This window comes from Leisingera sp. ANG-M1 (assembly GCF_000813745.1).
GTDB lineage: Bacteria > Pseudomonadota > Alphaproteobacteria > Rhodobacterales > Rhodobacteraceae > Leisingera.
Genome location: NZ_JWLC01000024.1, coordinates 37,608 through 49,376, shown reverse-complemented (window position 1 = coordinate 49,376; position 11,769 = coordinate 37,608). Strand labels below are relative to the sequence as shown.

Genomic DNA, 11,769 nt, shown 5'->3' with positions numbered 1-11,769 from the left:
ATTCAATAGTTCGCCTTTATGCTTTGGAGTATAAGGAAAAAATCACTGCTAGGATTGAAATTTTCAATGACAGAAACCCTGCCGCCCCTGAAAGCCCTTCGCGCATTCGAAGAGGCATTTGCGCGCCGGAGCTACACCGCCGCCGCCAAGGCGCTGAATGTGCAGCAGCCAGCCGTCAGCTATCAGATCAAGCGTCTGGAAGAGGATCTGGGTACAGCGCTGTTCACCAAGGAGCGCGGCCGCCTGGAGCCAACGGCAGCAGCCAATGAATTGTTTGATACCCTGTCGCAGTCCTTCGATGCCATCCGCCGAACATCCGACAGGCTGCGGCAAACGGCTTCGGCATCTCCGGTGACCATCGCGACCTACCCGGGCATCGGCGCCTACTGGCTGTCCTCCCGGCTGCCGGAGCTGTCTGCCGCCCTGGGGGTTCCGGCGAGGGTGGTGACGCTGGTCAAAGATGCCGATTTGCTGCGTGAGGAGGCTGATTGCCGGATCATTTTCGGCAAGGGCGATTGGCCCGGCCATGACGCCCGGCTGCTGTTTCGCGAACAGGTCTGCGCGGTGGCTGCGCCTGCGCAGGCTGAAAGGGTCCGGCGCGCACCGCAGGGGGAATTCCCGGCAGATCTGCCGGTGATTGAACAGGAAGACCCGGAACACCGCTGGATCGGCTGGGACGACTGGCTGCGCCAGACCAAATCCGGCCTTGCCCTGCCGGCCGGGCGCACTGCTGTCAACGACCACGGGCTGGCTTTGCACATGGCCCTGTCCGGCGCCGGTATTGCGCTGGCCTGGCTTGGCGTGGTCGAGGATCTGCTGGCCGGCGGAAGCCTCGTGCGGCTGTCGGAAGACACCGCTGTCTCTGAAGCAGGCTATTGGCTGATCGCCCGCCCTGGTTTCTTTGAAACGCGAAGAGGACGGACGATCCTGAAGGTTCTGACCGGGCCGCAGCCCGGCAGCGGCCGGACCTAGCTGTTGGGCCGCACCCGCGCCGCGGTTTTATTGGCAAAAGCCTCCAGCCGTTCGCGTGCGGCAGGCTGGGTGTTCACCACCCCGGCCACCACTGCCTCGGCATAGGCTGCATCCATTCCGGACATGTTGTTAAGATGGCTGATCGCCGAGCAGATCGCGTAGTTGGTCAGCGGCAGGTTCTGCGCCACCTTGTCCGCCAGCTCCAGCGCCTTGTCGAAACTGGAGCCTTCGGTGATGTACTGCGCCAGGCCCAGGTCGACGGCCTCTTGCCCCTGGTAGACCCGGCCGGTCAGGATCATGTCGATCATCCGGTATTTGCCGATCATGTCCGACACCCGGATGGTGGCGCCGCCGCCGGTGAAGATGCCGCGCTGGCCCTCGGGCAGGGCAAAATAAGTGGTCTGCTCCATCACCCGGACATGCGCCGCACTGGCCAGCTCAAGCCCGCCGCCGACGACTGCACCTTTGAGCGCTGCGATGACCGGAACCCCGCCGTATTCCATCTTGTTGAACGCCTCATGCCAGCGCAGGCAGACATGCATGAAATCGTCGGGGCTGCGGTCTTCCTTCCAGTGCTCCACCAGGTCAAGGCCGGCACAGAAGTGGTCGCCCTCGCCTGCCAGCACCACCGCCTTGACGCCGCCCTGATGGGCGTTGCTGAAAAAGCGGACCAGTTCCTCGATCGTGGCCACATCCAGCGCATTGCGTTTGGACGGGCGGTTCAGCGTGACGACATAGACGCCGTTTTCGCGCACCTCGATAGCAAGGTTTTCATAAGTCGTAGGGTCGGTTGCGTGGGACATGGGTCAGGCCTTTGCAATGTTTGGAAGGCACTGGGCGTGCCTGTGTCTTGTGTGGGTCAGATCTCGAAATCAGCGTCCAGCGCACTGGCGCTGCCATTGGTGATCCGGGAGCGTTCGGTGCCGCACTCCGCCAGGATGTGCTGCGCGAAAAACAGGCTGGTTGCGATCTTGCGCGACATAAAGGCATCCTCTTCGCCCTGCGCCAGCTTGGCTTCGGCTGCCAGCGCAGCGCGGCCCAGCTGCCAGCCGGCCGCCAATGTCCCGGTCAGCATCAGAAAGGGGACACTGCCGGCAAAACCTGCGTTGGGATCCTTTGGCGTAGTGTCCAGCAGCCAGGCAAGGCTGGCCTCGAAATGGCCGCGCGCCTCTGCCAGGCATCCTGCGATGGCCTGCGCCTTGGCGCTGCCGGCGCGCAGGGCCGTTTCAGTCTCTGCAATCATACCTGCAAACCGGCGGGCGGTTTCACCGCCGTCGCGCAGCACCTGGCGGCCCAGCAGGTCGTTGGCCTGGATCGCCGTGGTGCCCTCATAGATCGGCAGAATCCGGGCATCGCGGTAGAACTGCGCCACCCCGGTTTCCTCGATAAAGCCCATGCCGCCGTGAACCTGTACGCCGAGCGAGGCCGTTTCCACAGCCCGCTCGGTGCAGAAACTTTTGACCAGCGGCACCAGGAAATCGGCCATCGCTGCGGTTTCTCGGCCGCCGCTGCCGTGATGGGCCAGGTCCAGCCAGCCTGCGGTGGCCATGGCCAGGGCGCGGCCGCCTTCGGTCAGCGCCCGCATCCGCATCAGCATGCGGCGCACGTCCGGGTGTTCAATGATTGCAGCCGCCTCCTTGGAACTGCCGTCCACCGGGCGGCTCTGCACCCGCTCCCGGGCATAGGCCACAGCGTGCTGGCAGGCCCGCTCCCCCACCGCAACACCCTGAATGCCAACCGCAAACCGGGCCGCCCGCATCATCACAAACATATATTCAAGGCCGCGGTTCTCGTCGCCGACCAGGAAACCGGTGGCGCCGTCATACTCCAGAACGGCAGTCGGACTGGCGCGGACGCCCAGTTTGTGCTCAATGCTGACGCATTTCACAGCATTGCGGGCACCGAGGCTGCCATCGTCTTCTACCAGGAATTTGGGCACGATGAACAGGCTGAGCCCCTTGGGCCCTGCCGGGGCGCCCGGCGTGCGCGCCAGCACCAGGTGAATGATGTTCCCGGTCAAGCCGTGTTCGCCATAGGTGATAAAGATTTTGGTGCCGCTGACCGCATAAGAGCCGTCGGCACGCAGCTCAGCCTTGCTGCGCACCCGGCCCAGATCGCTGCCGGCCTGCGGTTCAGTCAAGTTCATGGTGCCGGACCACAGACCGGAGATCAGCGGCGCCAGGTAGCGCTCTTTCTGATCCTCCGACCCGGTCAGCAGCAGCGCCTCAACGGCACCATCGGTCAGCAGCGGACACAGCCCGAAACTGGTGTCGGCCGCATTGAGAATCTCTGTGGCCGCGGCACCGGCTGCGCGCGGCAGCCCCATGCCGCCAAATTCCACCGGGTGGGACAGCGATTGCCAGCCCATCTCCTGAAACTGGCGGTGCGCCTGCTCATAAGGCGCAGGCAGGGTCACGGCCGAGCCGTCAAATTCCGCCCCTGTCCCGTCCCCAACAGCCGAAAGCGGTGCGATGACCTCGGCGCAAAAACGGCCGAACCCCTCCAGCGCCGCCTGCACATCCTGCTGATCCACCCCGCTGTAGGCGGGCAAAGCGGCCACCTCCTGCCAGGCTGACAGCTGCTCGATATTGAACATGATATCGCGTACCGGCGCCTGGTAGGGCATTTCGGCTGCTCCCATAGAATTGTTTCCTTGTGCCAAATACATGTTGCCGATCAGCAGTTCCACCTCCATACAGGACAAGATCCTATCCAAAAGTGACAAATGGAGCAGGAACACCGCCCGATGCCCCTTTCAGGTTCCTCCAGCCTTGCCACGGTTTCCTCGCAATTCGCAGGTGATTGGCTGACAGCCTTGCGGAGCTGCAGCAGCAGCAGCCAGCTGTCTTCCTTTTTGCAGCGATCGGGAATGGACGCCGTCCACGGACAGCCCGCCCACCGGGTCACCCTGGATCAGATCGTGCGCCTTTATCAGATCGCCGCCGTCGAGACCGGCGACGAGATGATGGGGCTGTGGAGCCGTCCGGTCCGCTCCAGGGCCTTGCAGCACTTGCTGACCACGGTCCGAGAAGCCAGCTCGCTGCCCTCGGCCCTGCACAGGTTTTCTACCTTTTGGAACTTGCTGCTCGACGATTACAGGCTCAGCCTCGTCCACCATGACGGCAGCATTGAACTGCAGCTAACCCCTTATGCAGATCAGCTGCCACAGCGCTTTGGGCATATGCTGATCCTGAAACTGGCGCATGGGCTTTTGTCGTGGCTGGCAGGATACGAGGTGCCGGTCCGCTCGATTCAATTTTCCTTTGTTCGCCCGGAATTTGCAGCGGACTACTCGGTCATATTCCCTGCCAAAGCCGGTTTCCAGGCCCCCTGTTCTGCAATTGCCTTCAACACCGCGGAACTGGGTCCGCCGGGAGCCCGCAGCAGCGCAGAAATGAAGGCGTTTCTCGACCGGGCGCCGCGCGACTGGATCTTTACCAGCTTCCATGAACACAGCCAGTCGCTGAGGATCCGGGAGTTCCTTTACCGGACGGACTGGGCGCATTGCCATCTGGCCGGGGCCGCGAAGGCATTGAAGCTGACGCCAAGAACGCTGATCCGCCGGCTGGAGGCAGAGGACACCTCTTTTCAAGCCATCAAGGATGGGCTGCGGCGCGACATTGCTATCGGCGATTTGCAGGCAGGGATAAAGAGCATCGAGGAAATCTCTCAGGACGTCGGGTTTTCTTCCTCGGCGAATTTCCACCGGGCCTTCCGGCGCTGGACCGGCGCCACGCCAAGTTCCTACAGGCGGCTGCCGTCCTGAACATAACTGCCTGCGCTACTGCTTGCGGTCCGCTTGGCAACGGGCCCTTGGGCTTCGCAGCCTGGCAGGACGCACGCATCAAACTGGACGGCGGCTTACTCCGTGACCTGATGCAGTGGACCCTACGATGGGTTGTTCAAATGTTCTTTGAGGCAGATAGGTCCTGGATGCGCCCCGCGCTCAGGCAAGGGCCGAGAATCGCCCCTCCTTGACTTTGCTCAATTCAGCCGCCCCTTGCGAAGCTCCACCAGGCTCCGCAGGGCCACCAGCAGCGCTTCGCGGTCCCGGTCCCCTACTTGCGAAAACAGCGATACAGCTTCGCTCTGATCGCGCTGCAGTGCATCGCAAGATGCTGTAATATCGGGAGAAATCATGTGCGCCCTAGCGGCCAGCAAAGCCAGAGATTTCTCATCAAGACCGTCTGTGAAACTGGTCCAAAAGCCGAGACTCCGCCCAGACATTCTGCACGCCTTCTCAAGCAGCGCCAACTCGCCGCCGCTGCTGCCCGGGTCGTTTTGATCCCCGTCAGCGCAATGCAGTTTTGCGTCTGTCTGCTTCAATGGCCGTCCTAACTTTTGCATCCCCTGCACAAGCATTGATTGTCAGCTTTTACTTCACAGCTGTCAATCTTTTGGCTAGAAGTTCACATATGTAAACTTTCGAGGCCTCCAATGATCGCTGACCGGATTGACGCTGCTTGCAAGATCGCAGGGGTGAAGTTGAAAACTGCCTGCACGATTTCCGGACTCAACTACGGCACGCTGCGCAGCCAGATGCGGAACAACCGGGAGATACCGGCCTCTTCGCTGGCCCGCCTGTCGGCCGGCCTGCGCATCCCTATTCAGTTTTTCTTTGAATTTCCCGTTGAAGAACAAGCCGCTGCAACCAGCCTGAACCGGTGGCGGGCGGCAGAGCTCGCCAATACCGAACATGCCGCCTGCTCGCGCGCAGGCTTCAACGTGACAACCGACCACATCCTGGACTGGTTCCATCAGGAAGGCGGAGTGCTGAAAAACTGGGAGTGGTTCGAAGACCAGATCGACCTTTACGAGCCGATCAAACCCACTGACCGGATCATGCATCCGATTCAGATTGGCAAGCGCAGCTCAACTGCAGAACGGCTGATGCTGGCCGGCAACCGCGATTTCTACCGTATCGTCGGCTCCTTTGAGGAGAAAATCATCGCGCGCGCGATGCAGTCGCACAGGATGCTTGATGAAGTCCCCTATCTGGTCACGGATGAAGAGATTGATGTGATCATCAAGGCGCAAAGAGTGCGGGGCGGCTACCGAAAGGTGACGATGCGGGTGACCGACCCGAGAGGCGAGCCGGTCACTGCAGTTTTCTCAAAGCTTACCTGGCTCGACACTGCTGACAATGTGCGAGAAGTGGACCGCGTTGAGGCCTAGGATCATCTGATCGTTGGCCAGCCCTTCCGGCGCCGGGTCCGCCCAGCGTATCGCGTTGCGGTACTTGCCGTTGAAGCCATAATCATCAGCCAGGCGGCGATGCTTGTAGGCGATGATCGTGTACATCCAGTCAAAGTCCCAGCGCAGCGCTGCCAGCAGTTTCACATACTGGGCAAAATCCCCAAGCCGCCGGATCCCGCCGCGTTCGTCCGGCGCCACTTCGATGCCGCCGAAATAGATCAGCCGGCCCTGCAGCTCATCGACAAGCGGCTGCGAGACACTGGCCACAACCTCCTTGCGGCCGCCGTAACGCGAGGCCGCAAGGCCGCGGAAGTACCTCCCGAAGTCCTTGCCGCCGAGGTCGACGAGCTTGGCAGAGATGCAAGTGATGCAGCGGTCCGCCCGTTTCAGAAACAGCCAGAAAGCGCGGCCCGCGGCCAGTTCCTCGCCGCTGACTTCCGACATCGGGTGGATGCTCTTTTTGCCCACCTCGTGCAACAGGGCCGGCAATTCATCCGGGTTTGTACACACATAAAGTGTCAGGTTCTCGGCTTTGAACCGTTCCTCGATAGCCTGCATGTGAGCGCGAATGTTTTTGGGTTCCATGTTCTTCTCCCTTTGAAAAATGGAAGCGCGCACACGCACAGCGAGTGCGCAAAACAAGAATTCCCTCTTTTTGAGAGCAAAGCACTCTTTTCACATAATACCGGGCGTTTGAGTGAATATTTGACTGGCTACAGGAAGGGCAGCCCGGCCTGTGCTGCTCCGCATGTTTCGCGCCTGGGCCCGAGCTGCAGCGGTGCGGGCCGCGTGGGAAACTGGGACAATTTGCCTGCGCATTTTGCCTTGGCTTCACTGACTTTTAATCCAGCAAAGACTCCCTAGGGCAGTATTAAAAATTAACGCAAAAAACTCCTCTCAGGACACCATACAGGCAGTTTCGATTAATGGATGGTAGCTGCGTTTACGGAATCTATATCGGGCCCAATTAATGATGCTCGCACCGGTTGTTTGCAGTTATGCGCCTTTGGCTGCCAGTGCCCGTGATTGGAGGTTACATCATGACGAATTTTTCCCGCAGAAAAGCAATCGCCCTCACCGGCAGCACCGCGCTCGCCCTGTCGGCGCCGGGACTGCTGCGCGCCGCTCAGCCCATTCGGCTGGGGGCAACGCCGACAGCTGTGCTTGTCTGGCTGGCCGATGGCATGGGGCTGCTGCGCGACAGTCCCCATGATATCGAAATCGTCAAATACACTTCTGGCACCAAGACCGCGAAAGATCTGGTCGGTGGCAAGCTCGACCTGGCCACCAGCTCGGAATTCGCCTTTGTGTCCGTCGCCTTTGACCGTCCGGATCTAAGAATCCTGGCTTCTTTGTCGCGCTCGCGCACCATCGACGTTTTTGCCCGCGCGGACCGGAATATCCGCGCCTACACTGATCTTGAGGGTAAAACGGTAGGCGTCGTCCAGAACAGTTTTGCGCATTTCGTTCTGCACCGGGTGCTTTTGGAAAGCGGTGTCAAACTCGGCGCCATGCAACCGCTGCTGCCGCTGGAAATGGTTTCAGCCATCGCTGACGGTTCTATCGATGCAGGCGTTGTCTGGGACCCGTACCTGCGCCAAGCGGCCGCTGCCTTGGGTGACCAATTTGTTCAGCTGCCCCACCAGGAATGGCATAATTACGAGTTCGTCCTGCACGGGGCCGGAGGCTGGATCTCCGCCAACCAGCCCGCCGCCGGCGACATTGTCGGCCGGCTGGTGGAGGCCGCAGAATTTGCCGAGTCCGATCCCGAAACTGCGAAGCAGATCGTCGGACGGCGCCTTGATCTCGACGCCGGCACGATGGAATACCTTTGGCCCAAGCACACGCTTAAACTGACATTGTCCCAGGCTCTGCTCCGGCTGATGGAGGACGAGGCCTGGTTCCGGATCGACCTGGGGCTGTCGTCCGGCGCAGTGCCGAACTACCTGGACCTGATCGCGCCTGCTGCTCTGAAGGAAGCCGATCCCGATGCGATCAGCATCATCGGCTTGAACTGACATGCGCCTCGTCGAGAAGTCCGGCTTTGTTGCGGTCCTGAGCGGGCTGCTGCTGACTTCCGTCATCGGCCTTCTGCTGTGGGGAGACCTGAAGCAGACAGCAGCCCATAAGAACTATGACCGGGCAAATGCGATCAAAAGCCATGTCACGGCCTTTGGGGCCCTGGCAATGGAGGCCTTGCAGCGCCCTTCGAAGCGGATCCAGCAGCAATGGACCAACGAAGCGCAAAGGGTTCGGGACAGGCTTGCCGGTCCGATCGCGGACAAGGAAGCGGACGCGATACAGCTGGAAATGATCACAACAGAGCTGTCCCAGGCTTTTGGCGCAATCGGCTTTGACAATAAGAACGCCTCGCCGCAGCTGCGCCGAATCCAAATCGGCCGGCTGATCGCCAAGCTTCAGCAAATGACCGAACTGGCCGACCGCCTGGTCGAAAACTCGCAAGCCAACCGTGTCGAAGCCGCCCGCGTGTTCAAAACCTCGGTCTGGACGACGGTCGGACTGCTGATACTCGGCGTCCCGCTGCTGTGGCTGGGTTTCCGCAGCGCCGCCTTGAAACCCTTGAAAGAGCTCACCCGGGATGTGGCTGAGGCAACCCTGGAACGTCCTCTCAGCGCCGCCGCCTGGCAGCGGGCGGATGAATTCGGCCTGCTTGGGCGCGAGTTTGCCGAGATGCAGAACCGGCTGATTTCTGCCTTTGACGAGGTTGCCGACAAGGCCAGGCGCCTTGAGCAGAGCAACCGCAAGGCGCAGGAGGCTGCCAGCCAAGCACTGGAAGCTGAGCGGCGTACCAGAGACGCTTTGGACGCAGTGCGCGATGCCCAAGCAGCCACCGCCCAGGCCGCCCGCCACGACACTCTGACAGGGCTTGGCAACCGGACACTGCTTGAAGAACTGTCCTTGGAACTGACCGAGGCAGCGGGTGACAGCCGGCCGGATCCTTGCGGGACATTGCTGCTTGCAATCGATTTGGACCGTTTCAAGGACGTCAACGACACCTATGGCCATGCTGCCGGGGATGCGGTTCTGACAGCCTGCGGCCAGCGGCTGAGAAACCGGATCAAGGGGGACCGTGATTTTGCCTTTCGGATCGGCGGCGACGAATTCGTCCTGATCCTCGATTTCGATGGCAGTGAAACGCATGCTCAATGGTATTGCGATCACCTTCTGGACGAATTGCTTTGCCCCACGGAGTACAAAGGCATCGACCTGAGTGTCGGCGCCTCGATTGGCCTGGCTTTGCTGGCGCCGGGCGAACCTTTGCTGAATGCGTTGAAACGCGCTGATCTCGCCCTGTATGAGGCAAAACACAGAGGCCGCAATCAGGCGGTTGCCTTCAGTGCCACGCTCGGCGCGGCCCACGACGCCAAGCTCAGGCTCATTAACGACTTTAAAACCGCGCTTGAGCGCGATGAGATCACCATTGAAGTGCAGCCCCAGGTTTGCGCCAGAAGCTATGCCCTGCAGGGTATTGAAGTGCTGGCCCGCTGGGACCATCCAGAAAGAGGCCGTCAATCGCCTGCGGTATTTGTCGAGATCGCTGAAGAGCTGAAACTGCAGGCAGACCTGGACCGCAGGGTGCTGGACCTGGCTCTTGACGCCCGCAAAACGATTGAGGCGGAGCTTGGCTATATTCCGCAGGTTTCGGTGAATGTTTCAGCCCGCCGCCTGACCTCGCCGAACTTGCTTGAAGAACTCCGCAACCGCCCCGACCTTCCTGAGACCGGGCTGGCGTTTGAAGTTCTCGAAACGGCATTTCTGGACAGCGTGACAGGGGAGCTGGAATTGACGATAGCAGCCCTCAAAGACCTGGGCATCAAAATCGAAGTCGACGATTTTGGCACTGGCCACGCCAGTTTTGCATCTGTTCTGGCCCTGAAACCCGACCGCTTGAAAATCGACAGAATGTTTGTAACCGGGATCGACAAAGACACCCAGCGCAGGGATCTTCTTCGCGGAATAGTAGACATGGCCAACCATGTTTCTGTCAGCACGATCGTGGAAGGAGTTGAGACCTTTGGCGAGGCAGAGGCAGCTGCAGAGGTCGGCGCTGATACACTGCAGGGGTTCGCATTCGCCCGTCCTCTCAGCGTCGAGGATTTCATAGTCTGGGCGCAAAAACAGGAACTCCGGGTTGCTTGAAGACGCAGATGCGCCGCGGCAGCAGCCATCGCCGGAGTTAGAGGAGGATTGCGGACCCTGGAACGCCAGCCCGTCCTCCGCCGGGCGGGAGGGAGCCACTGCCCCTGTCAGCACGGATCAGATACAGCGCAATCCGCCAGCAGCAATCTGGCAAGGGCTTGCTGCGCGGCAACAGCCCCCCAGCGGCACAGATCACTTGCGGCATGGTACGGGACACAATGGCCGCTCGCGGCTACTGACCTATCAAAAATGCCACGTTCACCGCTCTGCCGGAGGTTTCTCTTGGACAGCGGGCGGCTGCAAAGTTTTTCTCATCAGCCTGCTTTCTGGCAACCCCAGGAAGACCGGCGCGCAGCTGGCTTCTTGTTTGTCAGATAGCAGCCAAAACGTCTGCGGAAGATGAAATGCAAAGCCCGTGTATGCACAATCGAAACGACTGCTCGCCGGAGAACCCAAGATCAGTGGGCTGCTTTCCATTCGCCCACATGTTCAGGAACTTCTCAATTGGCACCCATTTAATATGATCATAGCTCAGTGTGCGTTCAGGGAATGAATCTGCCCCCTGTTCAACTTGGACCAGCAGGTTGAGCATCTGAAGATCTTCGTGATCTTTCAATCCAGTGCCGTGGAATTCCGGGTAGTTTGCAGTCCCGATTTGATTGCCCGCAATCCGCGCTGTGAAAGTAAATTTACCGCCCTCGACTGCGTCAGCGAGGCCCAGCTTTCCAGCCAGAAGGCTCTCGACGGCGTAGATGATTTCACTGTGCCCGTTTGACGACTGGCTTGACGCAGTTTGCCCGCTGTAGATTGTCGTGCTTCCGGAACTCCCTGTGGCGGCCCCGGCGGCTATAATGTGCTTGGCGAGAGAGGTGGGAATTCTCTGGGTGGGAACGCTGATGACGTTTGGATGTGTCTTGTTGATCTCCTCGTTGCGAACACAAACCAGCACCCTGTCGTTTGCCGCAACCTCGCCAGACAGCGGCTGTTCAGAGTTTACAATCGTCAAGGCCAAAACGAATGGTGATTCATTTGCGATACCGTTCATCTTAATTCCCTTCAGCATGTTTCAATTTGCCGTTCGCAACTGCACCGCTGCGGCCAAGTGGCAACACTCTCTTGAACAAGCCTATTTCCAAAAGAAATTACGGCTCGCTCACATTTAATACTATCCTGAGTGGTATTAATTGTGTCACAGGACTCAATAGCAATCAAGGCGCGATTACATCTTCAAAAAACCCTCAAAACGGGTATCGCCGGCGTTCGAGATTTTGACTCACTGCGCAACCTGCGCCCTTCGTTGCCGACTTCGTCCGGGGATGGCCCGAAAGACGCCTTTCCCGCTTGCAGTGTTCAGAACCGGACGCGTAGTTGCAGCGGCTTTCCAGCCCGGGAGCTCAGACTGTGCGCGGCAGAAAATGGCAACAAAGCAACCAGCCCACT

At 60.0% G+C, this 11,769-nt stretch carries 10 protein-coding genes; 5 read left to right on the top strand and 5 right to left on the bottom strand.

Annotated features, from left to right (window positions below):
• The first annotated feature begins 66 nt into the window (after positions 1-66).
• A complete protein-coding gene (locus RA19_RS19135; RefSeq protein WP_052261942.1) occupies positions 67-972 on the top strand; it encodes a LysR substrate-binding domain-containing protein in 906 nt (301 codons plus the stop codon).
• Here RA19_RS19135 and dmdD read toward each other — a convergent pair.
• Both dmdD and RA19_RS19125 read right to left on the bottom strand, forming a co-directional pair.
• Complete coding sequence (gene dmdD / locus RA19_RS19130; protein ID WP_039165662.1) at positions 969-1,775, bottom strand: methylthioacryloyl-CoA hydratase; 807 nt, start codon at positions 1,773-1,775, stop codon at positions 969-971. The genes RA19_RS19135 and dmdD overlap by 4 nt on opposite strands.
• Before the next feature lie 56 nt (positions 1,776-1,831).
• Complete coding sequence (locus RA19_RS19125) at positions 1,832-3,613, bottom strand: acyl-CoA dehydrogenase (protein WP_275041748.1); 1,782 nt, start codon at positions 3,611-3,613, stop codon at positions 1,832-1,834.
• Between the two features lie 105 nt (positions 3,614-3,718).
• On the opposite strand from RA19_RS19125, the gene RA19_RS19120 reads away from it, so the two are divergent.
• Positions 3,719-4,738 (top strand): AraC family transcriptional regulator, encoded by a 1,020-nt coding sequence (locus RA19_RS19120; protein ID WP_039165775.1) that lies wholly within the window; start codon positions 3,719-3,721, stop codon positions 4,736-4,738.
• Between the two features lie 218 nt (positions 4,739-4,956).
• Here the strand turns inward: RA19_RS19120 and RA19_RS19115 are convergent, their stop codons facing one another.
• Positions 4,957-5,298, bottom strand: a complete 342-nt coding sequence (locus tag RA19_RS19115) for a hypothetical protein (protein WP_152615828.1) — start codon at positions 5,296-5,298, stop codon at positions 4,957-4,959.
• A 111-nt stretch (positions 5,299-5,409) separates the two neighbouring features.
• Between RA19_RS19115 and RA19_RS19110 the strand changes: the two genes are divergently transcribed.
• Entirely contained in the window at positions 5,410-6,147 is a 738-nt protein-coding gene (locus tag RA19_RS19110; protein ID WP_039165658.1) for a hypothetical protein, read from the top strand.
• On the opposite strand, the gene RA19_RS19105 is transcribed toward RA19_RS19110, so the two are convergent.
• Positions 6,085-6,753: a hypothetical protein gene (locus RA19_RS19105; RefSeq protein WP_152615827.1), complete on the bottom strand. Its 669-nt coding sequence runs from the start codon at positions 6,751-6,753 to the stop codon at positions 6,085-6,087. The two genes, RA19_RS19110 and RA19_RS19105, sit on opposite strands and share 63 nt — an antisense overlap.
• Before the next feature lie 455 nt (positions 6,754-7,208).
• Between RA19_RS19105 and RA19_RS19100 the strand changes: the two genes are divergently transcribed.
• Together RA19_RS19100 and RA19_RS19095 are read left to right on the top strand one after the other, a co-directional pair.
• On the top strand, positions 7,209-8,186 hold the full coding sequence (locus tag RA19_RS19100) for an ABC transporter substrate-binding protein (RefSeq protein ID WP_039165651.1): 978 nt from the start codon (positions 7,209-7,211) through the stop codon (positions 8,184-8,186).
• A gap of 1 nt (position 8,187) precedes the next feature.
• Positions 8,188-10,329 (top strand): putative bifunctional diguanylate cyclase/phosphodiesterase, encoded by a 2,142-nt coding sequence (locus RA19_RS19095; protein WP_052261941.1) that lies wholly within the window; start codon positions 8,188-8,190, stop codon positions 10,327-10,329.
• A gap of 370 nt (positions 10,330-10,699) precedes the next feature.
• Here RA19_RS19095 and RA19_RS19090 read toward each other — a convergent pair whose 3' ends face one another.
• Positions 10,700-11,374 (bottom strand): hypothetical protein, encoded by a 675-nt coding sequence (locus RA19_RS19090; RefSeq protein ID WP_152615826.1) that lies wholly within the window; start codon positions 11,372-11,374, stop codon positions 10,700-10,702.
• Positions 11,375-11,769: the final 395 nt, after the last annotated feature.